Annotated in this window: 21 protein-coding genes and 1 tRNA gene; 8 read left to right on the forward strand and 14 right to left on the reverse strand. The window is 43.4% G+C overall.

Annotation, left to right across the window (positions count from 1 at the left end):
* Positions 1-388: 388 nt before the first annotated feature.
* On the forward strand, positions 389-1,417 hold the full coding sequence (locus F6K46_RS21870; protein ID WP_293059594.1) for an Hpt domain-containing protein: 1,029 nt from the start codon (positions 389-391) through the stop codon (positions 1,415-1,417).
* Positions 1,418-1,438: 21 nt separating this feature from the next.
* Here the strand turns inward: F6K46_RS21870 and F6K46_RS21875 are convergent, their stop codons facing one another.
* Positions 1,439-1,960, reverse strand: coding sequence for a hypothetical protein (locus F6K46_RS21875; protein WP_293059597.1), 522 nt, complete (start codon positions 1,958-1,960; stop codon positions 1,439-1,441).
* 215 nt (positions 1,961-2,175) lie between these two features.
* Between F6K46_RS21875 and F6K46_RS21880 the strand changes: the two genes are divergently transcribed.
* Positions 2,176-3,720 (forward strand): YcjF family protein, encoded by a 1,545-nt coding sequence (locus F6K46_RS21880; RefSeq protein WP_293059600.1) that lies wholly within the window; start codon positions 2,176-2,178, stop codon positions 3,718-3,720.
* A 200-nt stretch (positions 3,721-3,920) separates the two neighbouring features.
* Here the strand turns inward: F6K46_RS21880 and F6K46_RS21885 are convergent, their stop codons facing one another.
* The 3 genes from F6K46_RS21885 to F6K46_RS21895 all read right to left on the reverse strand — a co-directional run bounded on the left by F6K46_RS21885 (position 3,921) and on the right by F6K46_RS21895 (position 5,975).
* Positions 3,921-4,121 carry a hypothetical protein gene (locus tag F6K46_RS21885; protein ID WP_075898656.1) on the reverse strand — a complete coding sequence of 67 codons (201 nt, stop codon included), beginning with the start codon at positions 4,119-4,121 and terminating at the stop codon, positions 3,921-3,923.
* A gap of 330 nt (positions 4,122-4,451) precedes the next feature.
* Positions 4,452-5,291, reverse strand: a complete 840-nt coding sequence (gene mazG / locus F6K46_RS21890) for a nucleoside triphosphate pyrophosphohydrolase (RefSeq protein ID WP_293059603.1) — start codon at positions 5,289-5,291, stop codon at positions 4,452-4,454.
* 78 nt (positions 5,292-5,369) lie between these two features.
* Positions 5,370-5,975: a metal-binding protein gene (locus F6K46_RS21895; protein WP_293059606.1), complete on the reverse strand. Its 606-nt coding sequence runs from the start codon at positions 5,973-5,975 to the stop codon at positions 5,370-5,372.
* Between the two features lie 60 nt (positions 5,976-6,035).
* On the opposite strand from F6K46_RS21895, the gene F6K46_RS21900 reads away from it, so the two are divergent.
* Positions 6,036-6,107: transfer RNA gene (locus F6K46_RS21900), tRNA-Val, on the forward strand.
* A 179-nt stretch (positions 6,108-6,286) separates the two neighbouring features.
* On the opposite strand, the gene F6K46_RS21905 is transcribed toward F6K46_RS21900, so the two are convergent.
* From F6K46_RS21905 to F6K46_RS21915, 3 genes are all read right to left on the reverse strand, one after another.
* Positions 6,287-7,444 carry a mechanosensitive ion channel domain-containing protein gene (locus F6K46_RS21905; RefSeq protein ID WP_293059609.1) on the reverse strand — a complete coding sequence of 386 codons (1,158 nt, stop codon included), beginning with the start codon at positions 7,442-7,444 and terminating at the stop codon, positions 6,287-6,289.
* A gap of 314 nt (positions 7,445-7,758) precedes the next feature.
* A complete protein-coding gene (locus tag F6K46_RS21910) occupies positions 7,759-7,917 on the reverse strand; it encodes a hypothetical protein (RefSeq protein WP_293059612.1) in 159 nt (52 codons plus the stop codon).
* Positions 7,918-8,392: 475 nt separating this feature from the next.
* Positions 8,393-9,343: a hypothetical protein gene (locus F6K46_RS21915; RefSeq protein ID WP_293059615.1), complete on the reverse strand. Its 951-nt coding sequence runs from the start codon at positions 9,341-9,343 to the stop codon at positions 8,393-8,395.
* Positions 9,344-9,923: 580 nt separating this feature from the next.
* Here F6K46_RS21915 and F6K46_RS21920 point away from each other — a divergent pair.
* Complete coding sequence (locus F6K46_RS21920; RefSeq protein ID WP_229415262.1) at positions 9,924-10,250, forward strand: hypothetical protein; 327 nt, start codon at positions 9,924-9,926, stop codon at positions 10,248-10,250.
* On the opposite strand, the gene rfbB is transcribed toward F6K46_RS21920, so the two are convergent.
* Positions 10,177-11,274: a dTDP-glucose 4,6-dehydratase gene (gene rfbB, locus F6K46_RS21925; protein ID WP_075898664.1), complete on the reverse strand. Its 1,098-nt coding sequence runs from the start codon at positions 11,272-11,274 to the stop codon at positions 10,177-10,179. The two genes, F6K46_RS21920 and rfbB, sit on opposite strands and share 74 nt — an antisense overlap.
* On the opposite strand from rfbB, the gene F6K46_RS21930 reads away from it, so the two are divergent.
* Positions 11,273-11,398, forward strand: a complete 126-nt coding sequence (locus F6K46_RS21930; protein ID WP_269086979.1) for a hypothetical protein — start codon at positions 11,273-11,275, stop codon at positions 11,396-11,398. The genes rfbB and F6K46_RS21930 overlap by 2 nt on opposite strands.
* A gap of 232 nt (positions 11,399-11,630) precedes the next feature.
* On the opposite strand, the gene F6K46_RS21935 is transcribed toward F6K46_RS21930, so the two are convergent.
* The 6 genes from F6K46_RS21935 to F6K46_RS21960 form a co-directional block, all read right to left on the reverse strand.
* Entirely contained in the window at positions 11,631-12,704 is a 1,074-nt protein-coding gene (locus tag F6K46_RS21935; protein WP_075898666.1) for a glucose-1-phosphate thymidylyltransferase, read from the reverse strand.
* A 3-nt stretch (positions 12,705-12,707) separates the two neighbouring features.
* Entirely contained in the window at positions 12,708-12,908 is a 201-nt protein-coding gene (locus F6K46_RS21940; protein WP_158069518.1) for a hypothetical protein, read from the reverse strand.
* A gap of 268 nt (positions 12,909-13,176) precedes the next feature.
* Entirely contained in the window at positions 13,177-14,067 is an 891-nt protein-coding gene (rfbD, locus tag F6K46_RS21945; RefSeq protein WP_075898680.1) for a dTDP-4-dehydrorhamnose reductase, read from the reverse strand.
* Positions 14,064-14,609, reverse strand: coding sequence for a dTDP-4-dehydrorhamnose 3,5-epimerase (gene rfbC / locus F6K46_RS21950; protein WP_075898682.1), 546 nt, complete (start codon positions 14,607-14,609; stop codon positions 14,064-14,066). The genes rfbD and rfbC overlap by 4 nt, the downstream gene beginning before the upstream one ends.
* Before the next feature lie 497 nt (positions 14,610-15,106).
* On the reverse strand, positions 15,107-15,301 hold the full coding sequence (locus F6K46_RS21955) for a hypothetical protein (protein ID WP_293059629.1): 195 nt from the start codon (positions 15,299-15,301) through the stop codon (positions 15,107-15,109).
* A 389-nt stretch (positions 15,302-15,690) separates the two neighbouring features.
* A complete protein-coding gene (locus F6K46_RS21960) occupies positions 15,691-16,338 on the reverse strand; it encodes an alpha/beta hydrolase (RefSeq protein ID WP_293059711.1) in 648 nt (215 codons plus the stop codon).
* 275 nt (positions 16,339-16,613) lie between these two features.
* Between F6K46_RS21960 and F6K46_RS21965 the strand changes: the two genes are divergently transcribed.
* From F6K46_RS21965 to F6K46_RS21975, 3 genes are all read left to right on the forward strand, one after another.
* Positions 16,614-18,134 (forward strand): hypothetical protein, encoded by a 1,521-nt coding sequence (locus tag F6K46_RS21965; RefSeq protein ID WP_293059632.1) that lies wholly within the window; start codon positions 16,614-16,616, stop codon positions 18,132-18,134.
* Entirely contained in the window at positions 18,127-19,299 is a 1,173-nt protein-coding gene (locus F6K46_RS21970; protein WP_075898687.1) for a DUF1822 family protein, read from the forward strand. Before F6K46_RS21965 ends, F6K46_RS21970 begins: the two co-directional genes overlap by 8 nt.
* A gap of 66 nt (positions 19,300-19,365) precedes the next feature.
* The gene (locus F6K46_RS21975; RefSeq protein ID WP_293059636.1) at positions 19,366-21,858 is read left to right on the forward strand and encodes a CHASE2 domain-containing protein; all 2,493 of its coding nucleotides are present in this window, start codon (positions 19,366-19,368) and stop codon (positions 21,856-21,858) included.
* Positions 21,859-21,896 lie beyond the last annotated feature (38 nt).

Below are 21,896 nucleotides of genomic sequence, written 5' to 3' on the forward strand. Positions count from 1 at the left end.
GGGTTAGGCATAGCCTAGTTGTGAAGAGTGTAATCGGATGAGCTGAGCATCGAGTGGGTCAGCGGTTCATCCTTCTGTTTCACCATTATCCGCAGCTGCTCAAGCATTTCTACCGCGCTGCACTAGCTATTCCTTGTGCTTTTAAGCTGGCGTAAAGTCTTTGCTGACTTGGTGTTGGATGCCACAATAGAGATCCAACTGAAGATCTAAGAGCAGTTTTCACCATTGATAGCCCAATAGCTGATTTGGGGGTAAGCTCAGAATAAGCTGTTGCTGTAACCAACGCTATGGTCTATTGATTTGAAAACTGCGTTGACCAGATCGAATGTTGCTTTGATGATTATCATCAATCTGTTGTGATTAGCCGTTCTGATAAGGGAAAATTGCCGTGGAAGCTGGGAATCAGCAAAGGATTTTAGGCTATTTCATTGAAGAAGCGAAAGAACACCTGGAAACCATTGAACAGGGACTGTTAAATCTGGGCTCAGTGGTCAATGAACCAGAGACGGTTAATGAATTGTTTCGCGCTGCTCATTCTGTCAAAGGCGGGGCGGCGATGTTGGGGTTTACAAGTATTCAAAAGACTGCCCATCGTTTAGAGGATTCTTTCAAAGTACTTCAAGAGAATAAGATTCAGGTTGATCAACAGCTGGAGACTCTGTTTTTAAAGAGTTATGATACCCTCAAAGCTTTGATTGATCTGTTGGAAGGACCGTTTGGGTTTGAGCAAAGTGAAGCAGAAAAAATTATAAAAGCAGCTCAGCCAGGCTTTGAACAATTGCAGAGTTATCTCAAAACTTTGGTCAGTGGTGAGAGTCAATCACCAGCCGCAATGGCTTATAGCTCTGCTGCTGCTGAAAAAGCAATTCGTTCTGATCAAGTTTCGACTAGCAAAGGGTCTTCTTCAGCAAAAGGGAAATTTCCCCCAGACTTTGGGCCGAAGGTGATTAGCGTACTTAAAGATATGCTAGAGCTGTTTAAACAATCTTCGACGCCAACCAATCGCCAACAACTTCAAAAGCTTTGTAAGCGTCTGGCTCAACTGGGGGCTGGGATTGGTAGTTGGCATAAATTAGTGGGAGTTTGCCATAAAGCGATCGCAAATCCTAAAAACTCCTATATCCAGTTAGCACCATTAGTGATCAAAGAACTCAAGGAAGCTAGTGACCAGTTGCATGCAGCACAGGGTAATCTAGAGGAGTTGCGAAAGGCAGCGGCTGCGATCGCTCCTAGTTCAGCACTGCAAAAACTAGCAGCTGTAGGATCTACTGGGCAAAACCGAACCACTAAGGGTAACGAAATTACGATTGCGCTAGAACCAAAAGCCGCCGCCAAGGTACTCATCCAAGCCTTTGATAAACCCCAGCTGTCAAAACTGATTAAGTTACTGATTCCAGCAACTCGTGCTTCTTCCTAGGCCAACGAATCGCACTTTTGATTAACGTCCTAAGTGCCGTGATGCCAGCTGCATGGCATCATAAATATCTACATCCCCATCCCCATCAGCATCTAGAAAGCCACTGAGTACAGAATTAGAACCAAGGGGATTCTCAATATTGGTGCCAGTCTTGAGGAAATTCAACACCACGGGTACCAGGGTGGGTAGCATGGCTTGAATGATACCAGCATTAATGCCTGTCTTGCTGGTAATTTCTCCAACAAGCTCCTGGATCTGAGGCGCACTAAAGAGCATATTGACCACTTGAGAACTAGCACCAATGCCACCAAATTGATTAACTAGTGCTTGTACCTGCTCCTCTCCTTCACTTGTGCGCTTTTGTTGGAGCGCTGAACGCACATACTTACCTACAATTGAGGTGGCAGATTGCACGGCTGAGGGCTGTGTTTGATAGGCACCACTCAACTGCTGTACCGTGTTCAGAATATCCCCTAGCTGACTAGAACTAGCTTGTTGTGTAGGACTATTAATGGCACTGAGAATAGTATTGAATAAGCTCATTATTTTTTAACGGATTTAAACAGTCAGATGTGAACAGTTGTTTCCCAAATCAATTATAAATTGCTGATATATATAGCGAAAGGCAAGAGGCAAGAGGCAAGAGGCAAGAGGGGAAAGATATCCGGAGTTTTATTGCACAGCCTCTTGGGTTCAGAAGATGGGGGAATTATTGCCGGATCTTCTAAGATTAATAATTAAAACCTATCCTATCTTCCATGCCCCTGCCACGTCTACTAACCCTAATTATTGGTCTCATTATTATTCTGGGGCTAATGCTTTGGTTGATTAATGGTCTGTACCAACTATATATCCAAATTTCCTTTACTGCTCCGGTACTGGCTAATTTAGTGCTGCTGTTGCTGATTATCTTGCTAGGGCTACTAATATGGGCCTTAATCTACACCATGGGGTTATTTGGTAAATCCCGGAAACGGCCAGGTAAGGGTCGTCTGGAACCTAAAGCCCCGGAGGTGAAAACCGAAGCAGCAGAAGAAACCCTTAAAGCAGTAAGGCAACAGGTCAAACAGATTCAGGATGAAGTGTCACGGCAAGCGATGCTGCGCCGCTCTGAGGAAATTGAAGCTATCCTCTCCCGTGGGGAACTGTTAGTGGTAGTGTTTGGTACTGGTTCAGCGGGCAAAACCTCTCTAGTCAATGCTTTGATTGGTCGGATGGTGGGTGAAGTCGGTGCCCCCATGGGAACGACGGAGGTTGGGGAAACCTACAAACTAAAGCTGAAGGGATTAGAACGCCCAATTCTGATTACTGATACACCAGGAATTTTAGAATCTGGTGTGGTTGGCACTCAGCGAGAGCAATGGGCACGACATCTGGCAACGGAAGCGGATTTGTTGTTGTTTGTGGTGGATAACGATTTACGACACTCAGAGTATGATCCATTCGAAAAATTGGCACAGATTGGGAAGCGATCGCTTCTGGTCTTCAATAAAATTGACTTGTACACCGAACAAGACTCAGAAAGGATTCTAGCACGATTGCGCCAGCGAGTAAGGGGTTTTATTGCTGCTTCAGATGTAGTGGCGATCGCAGCCAATCCCCAGCCTGTTACCCTAGAAAATGGTCAGCTTTGCCAACCTGAACCGGAAATTTTGCCCTTAATTCGTCGCTTAGCGGCTGTATTAAGAGCAGAGGGAGAAGAGTTGATTGCTGATAACATACTGCTACAATCCCAACGGTTAGGCCAAGAAGCTAGACACATCCTCAACAAGCAGCGCAAGCGAGAAGCAGAGAAAGTGGTGGAACGGTTCCAGTGGATTGGAGCCAGTGTAATTTCTCTGACTCCTTTACCCGTGGTGGATTTGTTAGCAACTGCAGCAGTCAATGCCCAAATGGTAGTCGAAATTGGCAAAATCTACGGCTGTGAACTGAATATGGAACGGGGTAGGGAATTAGCCCTATCCTTGGGAAAAACCTTAGCTAGTTTGGGTATTGTCAAGGGAGCGATTCAAATCCTTAGCACTACACTAAGGTTGAATCTTGCCACCTATGTTGTGGGCAAAGCCATTCAGGGGGTAACCGCTGCTTATCTAATCCGAATTGCTGGGAAAAGCTTTATTGAATACTTCCGCAATGACCAAGACTGGGGAGATGGAGGGATGAGTGAAGTGGTCCAAAAGCAGTTTCAGTTAAACCAGCGGGATGAGTTTATTAAAGCCTTTGTCAGTGAAGCGATCGCAAAAGTAGTCAAACCTCTGACAGGGAAACCAGAAGCCCAATCACCAATGGATGAACGGGACTAAACTAAGGACAAAGGAAGCAAATCCTAAATCTCCGCCAGAATGCCTATCAAATCGACTCACATTCCTGTTTAATTAAATAGAGTAGATTCAATGTTTTCTCCAGCCCCCCATGCCCCTCACATCAATGGGGGTTTCTTTTTATCTATTGTTTTCTATATCGTTTTCTCCAGGAGACTCATCCACTACCTATAGTCAAAGCACTAGGTAGCAAGCTTCACCCTGCCCCGATTTACAGCGTGGAGCAATCTGTCGATGGAGTCTCGCTCTTCGGAGGTGAGTGAATCCTCCAATAGTGCTGCCATCAATCCATATCGATCAGCAAGAGTAATTTTTCCAGAGCTGCTAACTTTAGCAAATAGTTCTGGTATAGCACCGGGAATAAGACGAACTGGAGCCAACATTATACTATAGGGTAATGGCTGTTGTTTATATTTTTAACCTTTTTCCGGAGCTTGGGGATGTGGGGCTATACCCCCTGTGATATTAATTCTGGTTGGGTACCCATAATCTTAGGGAGGGTGGGGAGAAACGGAGGTGTGGGGAGATGGGAAGATGGGGGAGATTTTTATTAAAGGTAATTATTCTGAGATGATATCAGAAGTCAGGATTCAGGAATCATAATCATTGATTTTAAAGTAATTTTTCGATAAATTGGGAAAAAATAAGCAAATATATCTTTATACTACTGCTATGCTGGCTTAATTATTCTGCTAAATGCTTCTAGGGAAACCTTACTTCTGAGCTAACAGTGCTTTAGCCTTTTGCCAGAGAGCATCCAACTCATCTAAGGTGTAATCAGACAGTGGGCGCTCAGCCAATGCTTCCACTTGCGCTAACCTTTCAATAAAGCGTGCTTGGGTTCCCTGCAAAGCAGCTGAAGGGTCAAGGTCATACCAACGCGCAATATTAATCAGAGTAAACAGTACGTCTCCCAATTCTGCTTCCTGGTGGGCTTTATCGTCCTGTTCAAGTGCTTGTTGAAACTCAGCCAATTCTTCGTGAAACTTATCCCAAACTCCCTCAACATTATCCCACTCAAACCCACCACTAGCGGCCTTTTTCGATATCTTCATCCCAGCCATTAGGGGGGGAAGGGTTTTACTATAGCGACTGAGTTTACGACTCAATAATTGCTTATCCGCAACGGTTTCTCCTTTCTCTGCTGCCTTAATGTCCTCCCAGTTTTGACGCACCTCCTCGACATTATCAACCTCGACATCACCGAACACATGGGGATGACGGCGGATTAGTTTTTGAGTAATCCCCTGAGCTACCTCGGTCAAGGTAAACTGACCTTGCTCACTACTAATCTGAGCTTGCAGAACTACCTGCAATAACAAATCACCCAACTCCTCTGCGATCGCATTTTCATTCTCACTGCGAATCGCATCCACTACCTCATAAGCTTCTTCAATTACATAAGGAATTAGGGACTGAGGGGTCTGAGCCAAATCCCAAGGACAACCACCCTCAGGCGATCGCAATCTGGCTACTACATCAATCAACTCTTGCAAAGCGGCCAACATCGACACCTGATCAACTGGCTGAGCTTGTTCCGGGGAAGTAGACATAAAACCGAAAAGCGAAACGCGACTTAATTATTCTTAACCAAATCCACCACTAATGCCAAATTTTAGGTAAGCATATGCTTACCTTTTGCCTTTGCGTGCTTTGGGTCTTTGTGGTTTACTCTTACCGGCACCCCTGCCCTTGCTCCTCCCTTGCTTGCCAGACCATAACCCCGTGATCCCCCTTTTTTTAAACTCCTTATAAGCGGAACTTCCCCAATCACTCACAAAATGCGCGATCGCACCCAACTCCAATCCCACCACACAGGCCATCAAACAGGTACGATATTCCCACACCCTACTGCCCAGCCCTTGAATCAGCTCTAGCCAACGATCTGGTTCATCCTGGAATAGCTGAAACACCAGCAATCCCACACCCCCAAACAAGACGAGCCAATTGGCTAGATAAAGCAGTCGCAAAATTGTTCCAATCACTGGTCCATGAGAAAAAATAGAACGGTGAGGCACCATCCTCTGATAAGGAATCCAAATCCAGCGCAACCAGCCCCAACGCTTAAAGGGTCGAGAGTATAGATCTAAATCAGGGCTAAACATCAAGCCACCGAACAGGAAGCCTCCAGCTACAATCAAGGTCAAATCACTACTCCGGGTTACTACCAGGCTCAAAACCGTGACTACTGGCAAACTCCACAAGGTTATGCGATCATGTATATAGCCAGAGGACATATTTTTTATAGTTGTTGTCGTCTTTGGAAAAATATGCTATAGTAAGTAAGTATTGCATACGGGCGGTTAGCTCAGCGGTAGAGCGCCTGCCTTACAAGCAGGACGTCACTGGTTCGAATCCAGTACTGCCCATGTCCGTTGAATTCCAAAGTTAAACTCCAAGGTTAAACAAAGAACTAACTCTCGCTTGTTAGTTCTTTGTTTACTACCTCCCGTTGATTAGCATCATAGCTAAGGCTGATAGCTGACGGCTGACGGCTGTTCGCCTAGCGTGAGCTTTTAGCTGACGGCTGACGGCTGACGGCTGAACACTAAATTATCATAGCCACACTGGGAGAGCCATTTTCCTTCAGCTGTTTGTAGTCTTGAAGTTGCTTTTCCAGCTCAACATGCAGGTGATCAATTTCCTCTTTTTCCAGGATTTCTAATAGGGCTAGATTCAAGTTTTGCTGGGCAGCAAAGTAGAGGTTGGGATCAATCACAAATACCCTAACTATAATCACACGAGCATTCTCTTCAATGTGGGAAAATAAAACTAACAGTTTCTGCTTGTGCAAACCATCGATATAGGTAATTTTTTCTTCAATAGACTGACAAATTCGGCTAGTTTGCTCAGCCGAAATTCCATCAACTTTCAAAGTTAAATTTATGCCCCACTCAAAGGTATCGCCAGTCTTCTGGGACCAATTTTCCACAACGCCAGCAATCATTTTAGAATTGGGAACTTTTTTGATAGAACCCCACTCAGTCAGACGAAGCTGTGTACTTCTCAGACCAATACTGACTATCTGAACAAAACCATTGACTCCGTCAACTCCTACCCAGTCACCGGGTTTATAGAGACCATCAGCGTAGATAATCACCGTACAAAACCAGTCATAGATAATATCTTTCAATAACAAACCTAAGGCGACACCTGCGCCACCGACTAGACCGATCAGTGCACCGGCAGATGCCCCCAACAAAATCTCACTGGCTTTAATGACAGCAATCAGGATTGCTGCTGTCTGAAAAAGCCTTGGGAAGTAGGGGACGAACAAATCGTCCAGTTCAGTTTCAGTGTGTGCCGCCAATCCGGCTAGCACCTCCCCCAGTAGTGGAGCAGCACGGTAAAGAATATAGGTAACAATGAACAGAGCGCTGACAAAGAGAATCTCGGGGATTTTCTGATTCTGTTCAGGATTAAGATGGCTTGCCACAACACTATGTACTAGCCATAGTCCAGCCAGCCAAATTAGCCAGCCTAATGGTGCCCTCAGAATCTTAATAAACTCATCGTCTAGGGTGCTTTCTGTAGCACTAGTCAGACGCTCGATTCTGTGAATGATTATTGAAGTGAACAAACCTCGACATATTTGGGTGAGCAGGAGGATGATCACCATAATAACTATCGTGGAAAGAGGGATGTTGCCGAGCTGGAAGTCGGAATCAAATATCCTTTCTTTGATTAGGTTGATAAGGTTTTCCATAGTTTTGACTAAAATAGAACAGCAGAGAGCTCCATCTGCCTAGTTGCACTGGTTCTTAAACTTAGATATTGCACTAGGACAAAACTAGTTAATAATAGGTAAAGTTGGCTCGAATAGCAGGTGAGTTAAAGACTAGGGATTAGTTACTGTATTTAGCTAATAACTATTCGAGGTTTTATCAATGTAGATAATAATTTGTGTTCCATGAATCCTAACTAAGAAGTTATTAGCTTTTATTTAAAGGGAAGACATCTCAGTATAATCTAAAAAACTCAACACCAACTATAGTAATAATACTGATCATAAATGTATTATCAATTAACGTAGTAATTGCTTAAGTAAGAGGACTTATAAACTAGGATTAAAGAAATCAAGAATCGATCTATAGCAAAGGGAACAGGGAACAGGGAACAGGTAGCAGGGAGTAGGTAGTAGGGAATAGGTAGTAGGGAATAGGGAATAAAAATTATCACAATTACTACACGGATTGCTAGACTGAAATAAGTAATGATTTACCTCTTAACTATTCAAAATATAACACCATCAAATAACCTATCGAATCTTCATAGTTTTAACCTGAAATTAAGTAATTAATAGTTCAAATAACTCTTAGTAGTTAGTACTTAATTATTGTCTCGACTATCAGTTTATATCTAACTCAGCTAAAATTTATAATTTTTACGGCAAACTAACTAAAACTTTAACTATATCAAGCTTGGATAAAAAAAAATATGATGATATAAAAATCGATAGTTTATCCCTTTATCTACAATGGATATCATCTATAGCATTTACAAGGGAATAGGGAAAGAAAGGTTGTTGTGGGAGATATGGGAGGTATGGGAGGTGTATAAAAATAGGAAAAAGTGCCCTTGTGGAGGCTACCACAAGGACCAAGATAGCGTTATGGAAATTCCTAAACTATGGCGCTTTAAACAGGAATCAATTCTACAGACCCAGAAGGTAAGAACCAGCAGCAGCGCCTAACCAACCTGCCACCTTAAGGATGATAGGCTTGGCATTTTCCCAGATGTTTTTACCCGCATCAAGGGTGTTACTCGCTGTTTCGAGAGTTTCTGCTACACTCTCTAGGTTGGCTAGTGCTGTTTCCTTCTTCGGTTCTTCTTTTTCCGTCGCTTTTTTGGCAGCACCAAGATACATGGTTGCCTCTTCTTTGGTATCTTCTGGCAGTTCTGCTCCTCGAACCAGCTTGTCGAGTTTTGCTAACAACTCAATAACCTGCTCTTTGGTTAGCTGTTCTTCGGTTGATGCAGCACCTTGACCTTGGATTATTTGAGTGTTATTGTCACCTTGCAGGTTTTTATCACCTTGCACGTTCTTAAAATCACCGCCTACATTACCACCTACAGAAATTCCACCGGGATTGTTAGTCATAGTACCTACCTCTTTAACATTTGTGTGTGTATAAAAACTCGGACGCTGTAGCGCTGTTTCTACCTGTCTAATTAAAAGATTAATTAAATTATCTTTTTCTTGAATCAAACGTAGACAAGCATCTTGAGATAAAGATTTAAGTTCTTGTTTCGGTTGAAGGTTTTCCTTTGGCTTCCAGGTGCTACTCAGAGATTGCTCCCTCAACTTTGACTGCTCGCTCCATGGAAGCGATTGCATAGTTTGCTTGATAGTTCTAAAGAATTCGACAATAGCTTTTTCTCTTTGATAGTTTGAAAGTCCAGAATACTCAAAACTTCTGGGAATTGAATAGGGAATAGTATGATCTCTGAGAAACTGTTCAAAGCTAGCAAAAGCAATGAGATGTTGTTCGTAGGAAAGACTCCTCCTTTTTTCTAAAAAGCGATCGCATAACTCAATTATTGCCTTATACACTTTGTCTGGTAAATTTTGGACAAAGTACCTTCTAAATTCTTCGTCTGTCATAGCTTCCCTCTGATCAGTTCAGCAACTTGTTTTTAAGATGTTCAATAGTTTAATATTTTCGAGATTTTTTCATATATTTTTATTATTTTTTGAATCTAAAATTACGTAAAAAGTGAACGTTTATAATTGTTTGCTATTTAAGCCTTATGGCGGTACAAATGCTTTATAGATAAGGATCGGGTTTTGATGAAAAAGAGCCAAGCAAGCTCCTAAATCGAGTATAGCTTGGAATTGTTGAGATGATTCTTCTAATGAAGGTAGACAAATAATCGCACTATAAAAAGAGTTAATTTTATCAATTATCGTATTAACTGTTTCTAAGCTATTAGACTGACTGCGCTCTATCTTATCTAAGTTACCTATCTCGGCATCTCGTTCGTATAAAACCTTAAATATAGTCCCAATTTGCTCAATAAATTTTCACTGTAATAGGATAAAAATATTTTCTTAGGTCTATTATTGTTAGGAATTGGTAGCATACCCATGTTTAACAAAAAACTAACTAAAACTTTAACTAGATAAAGCTTGGATAAAAAAAATATGATGAGAGAAAATTTGATAGTTTATCCCTTTATCCACAATGGATATCATCTATAGCATTTACAAGGGAACAGGGAACAGGGAACAGGGAACAGTAGGAAAGAGCTCGGAGGATTTTTTGGTGTTATTAAAAAGCGATGCAGAGGTGCGACCCGTGGCGAATTTAATTCGCCTACGGAAAACGCACCTAAGCGGTCTTGACCACACTGCATCGCTACTCCCTACTCCCTACTCCCTACTCCCTACTCCCTACTCCCTAAAACCTAGGACAAGGTACTCAAGCCTTAACCCTTCTAGGCATAAACTTTTTGATAGTAAGCTTGATACTCTTGGGATAGCAATGGTTGCCACCAATCCCGGTTGCTGAGATACCACTCAATAGTTTTACGTAGTCCACCTGCTAGGGTTTCTGTTGGTACCCAACCCAGTTCAGTTTTAATTTTAGTGGCATCAATAGCATAGCGACGGTCATGGCCTGGGCGGTCTTTGACAAAGGTAATTAACTGTTGTGCTGGAGCGACGGGTAGATCAGGGGCTAATTCATTCATCAGCTCGCAAATCTGATGAACTAGGTCAAGGTTTTTGACTTCGTTATTGCCACCAATGTTATAGGTTTCTCCTGGTTGACCTTTGTGAATCACCACATCTAAAGCACGACAATGATCACCCACATAGAGCCAATCTCGAATATTTTGTCCATCCCCGTAGACTGGTAGAGATTTGCCCAACAGGATGTTGATGCACATCAGGGGAATTAATTTTTCGGGAAAATGATAGGGTCCGTAGTTATTGGAGCAATTGGTGATAATAGTCGGGACCCCATAGGTATGGTAATAAGCCCGGGCAAGATGGTCACTGCCAGCTTTGGAAGCAGAATAGGGACTGTTGGGGGCATAGGGTGTGGTTTCACAGAAGGCTGGGTCATCAGCACTTAGACTGCCATACACTTCATCGGTGGAAACATGGAGGAAGCGATAATCCCTTGGTTGTCCTTGATTTTGCCATTTTTGCCGGAAGGACTCTAGTAGGGTAAAGGAACCGACTACATTGGTGCGGATAAAGGCATCGGGTCCTAAAATGGAGCGGTCAACGTGGGATTCAGCAGCAAAGTGGGCGACGGTGTCGATGTTTTCTTCCTGTAGCAGGCGGTCTACTAGAGTGCGATCGCATATGTCTCCCTGGACAAACCGCAAATTGGCTTTCTCTTCCAGACCAGCCAGATTCTGCCGGTTGCCAGCATAGGTCAGAGCATCTAGTACCACCACGCGATCGCCTGGGTACTGTTCACACCAGTGATGAACAAAATTCGAGCCAATAAATCCTGCACCACCTGTTACTAGTAATTGGCGAGGTTGTCTAGTAGTCAGGGATTTTTGTTCAGAAGAATTCATGATTAGTTTGAGTGGGTTAGTGATTAAGTGGGTTAGTATAAAAGTAAGCATTCAGCTATCAGCTATCAGCTATCAGCTATCAGCCATCAGCTATCAGCTTAAGCGCTACGCGCACGCTACTTGAGGTGCTATCAGCTATCAGCCCTTGGCCTCTTGCCACACTACTTGAGGTGCTTTTGAATACAAGAGGTAAGCTTTGGCCAAGGGCTTTTACCCAGACCTTCAATTCTGATTAATATCGAATTATTAAATTCGATCGTTTGCGCGATGCGCACGCTACGCGAACAAGGTTTATTTTCAGCTGACCGCTGACCGCTGACCGCTGACCGCTGACGGCTGACCGCTAAATGCTTCCCTTAAGTTAGTTCAACTTGTGAGTCATCACCAATCATGAATCGTAATGCTTTTGGATGTTGGGGTGCAGCTTTAACTTTAGCTCTTTCTCCAATTAAACTATCAACAATTCGTTGATGAATACCCGTTAATTTAGCACCTTTTAGAATCACGCTATGCTCAATGTCAGCATCTACCAGAGTAGCTTGGTCAGCAATGCTAGTATATGGACCAATGAAGCAGTTTTCCAGATGGCAGTTTTCACCAATGGTAACTGGACCACGAATGGTACAATTAGTAATATAAGACCCCTTACCAATCTGTACCCGTCCGCTAATTCGACTTTCGGAGTCAATTTCACCATCAACAGCAGATTCTAGGCAAGTATCTAGAATAATCTGGTTAGCAGCTAGCAAGTCATCTTTTTTCCCAGTATCGAGCCACCAACCTTTGATTTGAAAAGCTTCTACATTTTTTTGCTGATCAATCAAGTATTGAATCGCATCGGTAATTTCCAGTTCCCCTCTAGCAGAAGGCTGGATGTTAGCAATTGCTTGATGGATAACAGGAGAAAATAGGTAAACACCCACCAGTGCTAGATTAGAAGGAGGAACTTTGGGTTTTTCTACTAGCTGCAACACTCGGCCAAATTCATCGACTTTGGCAACACCAAAGGCAGTAGGATTTTCTACTTCTCTTAGCAGAGTCAGAGCATCCAGATTTTTGTTCTGGAAATTCTCTACAAATAAGTTCAGCTCACTTTGAACCAAGTTGTCTCCCAAGTACATTACAAAAGGAGAATCTCCCAGAAAGGGTTGGGCGACTTTAACGGCGTGGGCAAGTCCTAAGGGTTGGTCTTGGAGGATATAGGTAATCTTGGCTCCGAAGCGATCGCCATTTCCTGTTTTAGCCTTAACTTCTTCCCCAGTTTCAGGACTGATAATAATACCGATATCAGTAATACCAGCAGCGATAATCGCTTCAAGCCCATACCACAAAATTGGTTTATTTGCAACAGGTACTAACTGTTTGGCACCAGTATAAGTTAGGGGACGTAAACGAGTGCCTTTTCCCCCAGAAAGAATCAGTGCTTTCATAAGCTATATGAAATCCTCACTATAAAGTCTGAAATATGAAATATGAATTATGAAATATGAAGGTTGGCAGGTTAGCAGGTTGAAGGTTGAAGGTTGTTTGGTTGAAGGTTGTTTGGTTGAAGGTTGTTTGGTTGAAGGTTGAAGGTTGTTCGCGTAGCGTGGCCAAAGGCCAAGGTTAGCAGGTTGTTCGCGTAGCGTGGCCAAAGGCCAAGGTTAGCAGGTTGAACGCGATGGACGAAGTCCCGCTTTCAGCGATCGCGTGGCCGAAAGGCCAAGGTTTAAGGTTTAAGGGTGAACTTGAACTATAGCGGTTTTCATAGTAATCAGGTACACAGGATTTTTTTCCAATTCCCGATTCCCGATTCCCGATTCCCGATTCCCGACTCCCGACTCCCGACTCCCGATTCCCGATTCCCGATTCCCTACTCCCTACTCCCTACTCCCTACTCCCTACTCCCTATGCTTATAGCAATTACCCAAGCTTTTGATAAAGTTCTGCTAACATTTGCCTCAAAGATTGACGCCAATGGGGCGGATAGGTTCCCAAGGTTTGGGATATTTTCTGGTTTGAGAGAACTGAGTAAGCTGGACGCTGGGCGGGGGTGGGGTATTCTGGGGTAGTAATTGGAACAACTCGCTGCAATTTTAAGGGGAAGCCAAGGAGTTTGGCTTCTTCAAAGATGGCAACGGCAAAGTCATACCAACTAGTGACACCACTGTTGGTGAAGTGATAGATTCCCCCTACCACTGGATTAGAATCCATTGCTTGCAAAAGTTGAGTAATGGTTACTGCTATATCCTTAGCCCAGGTAGGAGTACCCACTTGATCCGCTACCACCCGAAGCTCTTCTCGCTCAGCCCCTAGTCGTAGCATGGTTTTGACAAAGTTGCCATGACCACGAGTACCGTAAACCCAAGCAGTCCTAAGGATGAGAATGCGATCGCATTTTTGCTGTACCCCTTCTTCCCCTTGCAGTTTGGACTTACCATAGGAACCGATGGGGTTAGGAGTGTCTTGCTCGGTGTAAGGAGTATTTTTTTTGCCATCAAACACATAGTCAGTGGAAATATGGAGCAGGATCGCCCCTAAATTCTGAGCTTCCTCTGCCATGATGGTCGGAGCAACAGCATTAATCGATTTAGCCAGTGCCAGTTCTGTCTCTGCTTTATCCACAGCCGTGTAAGCCGCTGCATTGACAATCACGTCAGGCTTAATATGATGGATTACCTGACGAATACTCTCTGGCTCAGCTAAGTCCATATCCGAGCGCCCCACACCGATTACTTGGCCTAGGGGACTCAGAGTATGTTGTAACTCTTGACCCACTTGTCCAGTGATGCCAGTGAGTAAGATTTTTTTCATGAAAAAACCTCGGCTGTTTTGAAAGACTTACCCGCTTGATCTTTAGCCGACAGAGTAGGAGAGTCGGTCAGAGGCCAATGAATGGCTAGGTCAGGGTCATTCCACAAAATAGTCCGCTCGTGATCAGGAGCGTAGAAGTCGGTAGTCTTATATAAAACTTCAGCGAATTCAGAGACCACCAGGAATCCGTGAGCGAATCCAGCCGGAATCCAGATTTGTTGTTTATTTTCTGCACTCAGCAAACAACTAACCCACTGTCCAAAGGTCGGGGAGCTTTTTCTGATATCCACTGCCACATCAAATACAGTCCCCAGTAAAACCCGCACCAATTTACCTTGGGGCTGTTGAATCTGGTAGTGTAATCCTCGAAGCACTCCTTGGGCTGAACGGGAATAGTTATCCTGGACAAACTCAGCGGTGATCCCAGCTTTATCTGCTAGAACTCGTTTGTTGTAGCTTTCAAAGAAAAAACCACGGTCATCACCAAAGACGCGGGGTTCAAGAATTAAGACTTCCGGTATTTTGGTTTCAATAACGTTCATAGAGTTCTCTAGTTGATTAGCGAAGCGTGTTAAAGTGACCAACTCCTCATCAAGTTTGTGTTATCTACACTGAAAGAATTTCAAGACTTTGTAAACTTTTGGCTCTTCCGTACTTGTTATGCTAAATCAACACTTTGGCAAAGGGAGCAGGGAGCAGGGAGCAGGGAGCAGGAGGAAGAGGCAGCTATATTGGAAAATTTTATGAGTTAAATAGCCTCAAAAACCTTACACAGTCAGCTTTTTGAGTTTTTTTAACTGGAAATTTAGCATAGCAGGTACTGAAGAACCAAACTTTTTGTGAAATATAGCATTTCTCTTTGAGTTGTGAACAAAATCCCTGTCTTGATGCAAAGCGCGAGTGGGGGAAACCACGGCAGTCGCTCATGGGGAGGGGCTGTGTGCGGAACCTGCGTCCGCACCTTGTAAGCCCCGTGGGAACCCCCAAGACCGCGCTGCCTTCCCAAGACCGCGCTGCATCGCTTAGGAAAAGGCAAGAGTTAATTAACTATATAGGGATTTTTAGTAGTAGTTGCGTCCGCCCGAAAAATGAAACGGGCAAGATGCCCGTTCCACCAACATGCCCGTTCCACCAACATGCCCGTTCCACCAACATGCCCGTTCCACCAACATGCCCGTTCCACCAACATGCCCGTTCCACCAACATGCCCGTTCCACCAACATGCCCGTTCCACCAACCAGGTTAAACAACTTTTCTAGGTACGCTTTCCGGATTAAGAATTAAATTCGCATCTATCGGCAAAGCCGACGCGGGGCGCGTTCAGGTCGCGCCTGAAGATGCACCGAATATGTCTTAAGCTTTACTTCGACTGGTATAAAACAAAATCGCTGAAGAATAGGGATTCTAGTAGTCTGCACTCAAGTAGACTACACCTAGTTGTGTAGAAAGAGAGGGATGACCAGAGGTCGAAGATGGCTCTAGGCTTAATCTGACGAACTTTTGTATTCTACTGAGTTTCTAATTGTTATCAGGATTTCCGAATCGAAAAAATTCAATTAACTAAAAGTTCTTGACCTTGGCCAAAAGGCCACGCTACGCGAACGGTCACGCTACGCGAACACATTACCGATTAGCCATTAATTGAATAACAAAATTACGAAATAGCACTACTACCTCTGGGATGATTTGATGTCCCATGTCAAATTCTTGATACTTGACCTGTATCCCTAAACCAGTTAGAGTATCTCTAGCATGGTGAGCAGCCATTAACTGTACAACCTCGTCTTGTCTGCCATGAACTATCAAAATGGGTGGTAATGACAAGCCTGTAGGAAGTTGGGGTTCCCTATGTAAATAGCCACTCATGGATACTAAGCCTGCTATTGGCAAGGTTAACCCTACATCTAATGTCATGGCTCCGCCTTGGGAAAATCCACTCAGAATGGTGCGGGATAGGGGCACGCCAGTGCTGCCTTCGTTCGCGTAGCGTGGCCTTTTGGCCAGGGATTTGAGCCAATCAATCAGCTTCTGTCTGCTTTCGGTTAAGCCTTGATAGCCGGGGACATTTAAGTCATACCACATTTTACCCCCAGGTACAGCAGGATGGTCAAAGGGAGCTTCAGCAAATAGAAACTGATAATCTGGTAAGTTTAGCCCCTTAGCCAAAGATACTAAATCTTGGGAGTTGGCTCCAAAGCCGTGTAAGCAGACAATTAATCCAGTTGGTGGTTGGTTGTTAGCAGGGGGAACGTTAATATACTTCAGTGACAAAGAGTTATCTCCAGAATCAGAGTAGGTGATCTCTTGAGAATTGTACGCTTTTCGGCAAGCAGTGGATAACAGAGTTATTCCCAGAGCTCCTAAACTTTGAGATATAAATTTTCGTCGCCTCAATCGATTGAGTTTCACCCTGCTTCCCCATTACCGATTACCTTAAATCGTTCCACCATTGACCAACCCCTTGCCTGTTGCTGTTCCTTGAGAACAACTGCACAGGTTAAATAGCATGACATCTATATACTAATAGAGTGCTGTCTCAATCAGTTATGGATGCATCTAGATACTCGACAATTCGGGTATTTGACCCAGGCAATAACGAAGAAGGCTACAAAGTCTGCCATCACAACAAAGCACAGGAGTTTTTTCAACAAACACTCCTGGGATTAGATCCAAAGCAAAAATTATCAGCTCAGTGGGAGCGAGATATTCAAGATTTACTGCTATCTTGGTTTCGCGCTGAGCCATCTACGGTTGAAACTACATCCCAGGCGTTAGCTGGACTTTGTCTTCGGTGCTATGTTTCTTCCTCGATCTTAAAGGCTTGTAAAACACTAGCGAGTCAGTTTTGCCTTGACTATCGCTTAACTTACCGTGAGCTGCTATCCTATGTACTCAATGATGATGGCAAAACTCCGATTATTCTCGATAGTGATGGCAAAACTCAACTGGTTCTGAATCAGCAAGGTCAAATTAAACGTGGACTTGGTCAGTTTTTTACGATTGATGTCTTAGCAAGCTATCGTCTGAACTCATCAGATCGCCTCAGTTTGGACAATTGGGCATATCGTAAAACTAAACAACATCCTGACATAAAACGTTGCTTAGCTGAACAGGGATTGCCCTTGTCCAGTAACTGGTCACTGTTGGGACGAGTTAAACTCAGACACCTTGAACAGCTCTATCCACGCGATCGCAAACTAGTAGAAACCTTCCATACTGTCTATTCTCAAGACAGACAACAGCAGCGGCGCAATAGAGTTAACCATAGAGTTAACCATAGAGTCAACCAATGCCTTGAGCCTAGGGATGACCAACTCCAAGACATGCTCCACCTGTTGCCAGAACGTGGTGTTATCATCAATTCCACCAAAGAGCTTCACAAAGAACTAACCAGGATAGCCAAGGGTCTGCAAGAAGAGGAGATTTGGAGCCGCAGAGGAAGTCCGATCTGGGAACCTCTAGAAGCACGGGTGCCAGAAACTGGGGAGTATGTCCCGAAAGAATTACCTGATCTAAACTCTATTAATACTATAGATCATTTAGGACAATCTGAATTGCAGGATTTTCTTGAACAGGGACTGATTGAGGTTTTAGATCACGCTATAGGGCAAGCGTTGGTTGAGCACATTGCCTCTTTAGAGCAAAGCCGCCGTTACGCTTGTTTTGCTTCAAAGGTTATCCCAGGTTTCCGATTCTTTTACTGTGAGGGGAAGTCTCTTAAAGAGATAGCAACCCTTTTGAATATGACCAATCATTCCCAAGCCAGCCGAGTTTTGGCACCAGGGAAACTGCTGAATCATGTTCAGTATCTGAGTGTAGAAAATTTTTTCCAGCTGATCTCAACAACGACTAAGGGATTAGGTCTCGAAGAAAATGCTACAAAGCTCGATTATTTGAGTAACGTGATGCAGGAAGTTGAGGCTTTCTTAAATACACAAGTTTTTCAAGCAGCGGTAGCCGAACTGAGTACGTCTAAAAGCCGTTCAATGAATAGTTTATATGCTCAGCGACTGTGCCGATATCTAGATGAATACAACAAAAAAAAACAAGGAGCAAACAATGAATAAGGCCAGTATAGAGTCAATGGATACAACCCTTCCAATACTAGAATACTTTTGGCTCGAAACAGAAGACTTTGAGCAAGCCATAAAGATTAGCAAACAAGTGAATAATGAAGTAAATCAGGAGGAAATTTATCTAAATAGTTTAGCATTATTTGGTTTTAAAAGATGGTTAGAAGAGCGGGTTTATCAGCTACCAATTATTACGGATAAATGTTCGGTGTATCAACCAGACTATGCTAATCTGATTGATACAGTATGTAATTTGAAAGTTGGGGAGTTTAATCTGTGTATAATTGTCACGGATAACTCCAATGAGCAATTGGTTACTGTACCAATAGCTGCGGTTGAATTACCAGAACTTGCGGCTCATTTCTATATCCTAATTGAGGTTAAAGAAACCCAAGAACAGGGTATTATTCGAGGTGTTTTACGTCACGACGAGTTGGTTAACTATAGCGAATCAACTAACTTACCACAAGGTAACCGTAACTATAATTTACCTCTGTCTTTATTTGATCAGCAACCAAATCATTTACTGCACTACTTGCGTTGGTTAGATTCCCAAGAGATCACAATTCCAGTTGCTGATACTAAGCGTTCTGTTCAGGAAATCCTACCATTCTTTGCTGAAACAGCCATTAATACAGCAGAGTGGCTGCGAGGAGAAATGGATGAGTTAGCAAGCTGTTTATCTTGGCAACTGCTTCCTGACTATACCTTTTCTAAGCCATCGATGCGTCGGATTAGTCCAGTATCGGATGAACCAGACAGATATCGAGCGATCGCTAAAGAGTTGAGACGACAAAAAGGATTAATTGTTCCGTCTCATGCTCGTGGTTCTTACCAAACTGTTAATTTAAATGGCATTCTGTTCAAACTATGTGCTGTTACCTGGTTCATTTACCAGAAAGCACCAGAAGATACTCGTGAATGGGCATTGCTATTGCTAATCGAAGACTGTCTTGGTAATACACTTCCCCCTGGTATGAAGTTACGAATCAGTGAATTCACTGGTGTTGTCTCTGAAGCGGTATTGGTAAATGAACGTTATCTCCATGTTGCAGTAGCAGGTAGCTGGAACCAAAAATTTGTAGTAACCATTTCTTTAAGTAACGGAGCATCATTAACTCTACTTCCCTTTGCTTTTGAGCCTGATAAATGTTTATGATATTTTAATAGGGAGTAGGGAGTAGGGAGTAGGGAGTAGGGAGTAGGGGTAATAAACAAGGAACAAATGACAACTAATCATCAAAGTAGTTTTAGACTAAATATTTGGCAAGCTGATTCATCCTGTCTGTTTTATTTACGGGGTAATCACGGACAGGAAGTATCCGCTAAGTTGGACTATCCAGCTAAAGTAATAGAGTGTTATGAAGAGTGGCGATACCTTTACCTCCAGTTTTACCCGAAATTGCGAGCAAGAGAATTATCTAGTGGTGCTATCACACCAGTAGTCGATGACTTGGGACATGAATTAGAAGAAGCAAAAGAGATATTTCTGGATGTTTTTCAACGGTGGTTAGGTCAATTACAGACTATTCGAGAAACAATTCAACATCAAATTTTAACTATTGCTAGAAAGGAATCACAGTCAAAGAAGACAGCAGAAGCCTATCGAGAAGTAGCTATTTTTATAGCCTGCGATTCTGTGGAATTGGCACGGCTTCCTTGGGAAGCATGGCAGTTGGTTCCAGAGGATATCCCCAGTGGAACCATTCGGATTACCAGGATTCCGATGACTACTCAGGCAGAAACAATAGCGCTAGATAATAAACTGCGCCATGGGAAACCTCGGATTTTAGCAATTTTGGGGGATAATACAGATCTGAATTTAGAGAAAGATAAGCAGGCTATTAAGTTGCTTAAAGGCGTTGCTCAAGTAGAGTTCTTTGACTGGCAACAGCAAGAGGATGGGGTGAATCTTAAAGCAGCACTGGCCGCAGAAATAACGGATGAAAGGGGGTGGGATGCTCTATTTTTTATGGGTCATAGTGATGAAACAAAAGTTACTGATGGAAAATTAGCGATCGCGCCAGAGCAGTTGGTATCTATCAGTGAAATTAAGGAATACCTAACTACTGCTAAAAATCAGGGGCTTCAGTTGTGCGTCTTTAACTCCTGTCGTGGTCTAAAAATTGCCAATCGGTTGGCTGATTTAGGATTGCAAGTGGTGATCATGCGGGAGGAAGTTCATGATAATGTGGCTCATGTATTTCTCAAAGAATTTTGCAGCAGCTTAGCTCAGTATCAGGATGTCCAGGAAGCAATGCTGGCAGCTTGTCGCAATTTACAGGTAGGTGAAAAGTTTGTTTATCCATCAGCTTACCTGATTCCTTCGTTTTTTAGTCCCTATGGTGCCAAGCCATTTCGGATTGAGCCTTGGGGTTACCAGAAACTACTTCAGCAGTGGCTACCTAAACCAAAAGAAGCGATCGCATTAGCTAGTGTGCTTTTAGTTAGCGCTATGGTTCCTGTACAAGACATGTTGCAAGATGGGCGAACCTTTGTTCAAGCTGTCTATCGTGATAGCACAAACCAGTTTCCTCGGGAGGGTTTATCCTCCCAGAAGCCACGCTCTGTACTGTTAATTGCTATTGATCAAGACTCAATCAATCAGGCGCAACTGGAAATTAAAGGCTTTAAAACCCAGCCGATGGAACGGGAATACCTTGGCAAATTAGTCAGACAACTCTCGAACTCAGGCGCTAAGGTAATTGGAATTGATTATCTGCTGCATACCCAAGAACCGAGAGAGGAAAAACTGGCTAGTGCGATTCAATCCGCTGTTAGTCAACAGGATACCTGGTTTGTCTTTGGGGTCAATCAGGATAAAAATCGCAAGGTGTTTCCCAAAATTGCTAGCCCTAAATGGAGTCTACAAGGGGATATTACCTTTTTCCGTTGGGATATGGAACTCCCCCAGGATGCCACCTGCAACAAGTCATGTCCTTTTGCCTATCTACTGGCTCTATCACACCAGTTGCACCAACAGCCAAACCACGGGATAGGATTAAATCCTAATGTTGAAAGTACCACCAACTTTCAGCAGCAAGTTAGTCAGTATCTTCAGCAAGTCAGTAGCCAGGATAATGCGATTGGCCGTAGGCCACGCTACGCGAACGCATCCCTCAAACCAAAGAATCTACCTTTTGCGATTGGCCGTAGGCCACGCTACGCGAACGCATCCCTCAAACCAAAGAATCTACCGTTAGGGATGCGCTATATTATTGACTTTTCTATTCCTCCAGAACAGGCTTATGAGCACAAGCCTGCTTGGGAATTCCTCAAAAGTGACTTTCCTAACATTGAGCAGCAAGTGGTTATCATTGCCTCTGGGGGATATGATGAAGCCGAGGATAATTTTTCTCTACCTCTAGCTATTGAATATTGGTGTGATCCACTGAATCGAACCAGAAAGCCACCAGATACTTGTCCGAAGGTATTTACCGGAGGTGAAGCCCATGCTTATATGGTTCACCATTTTTTATCGAAACATACAATAAAATTAATTCCCGACAGCTGGATGATTCTATTAGCAGCATTGTTAGGAAAAGGAACAACGCTGCTACTGCTGCAGCAAAAGCCTCAAAAACGACAGCAATCAATATTGATCTTAGTTGGTGCTACAGCGGTCTATGGAATAATCGGACTACAGGCTTATATCTCAGCTTCTATTTTAATTCCTATAGCTTTACCATCAATTATACTCTGGTTTTATATTATTTAGTTAATTATTAATTTAATTCCCGGCAAGCCTTTGGCCTT

This window comes from Moorena sp. SIO3E8 (assembly GCF_010692445.1).
Taxonomy (GTDB): domain Bacteria; phylum Cyanobacteriota; class Cyanobacteriia; order Cyanobacteriales; family Coleofasciculaceae; genus Moorena; species Moorena bouillonii.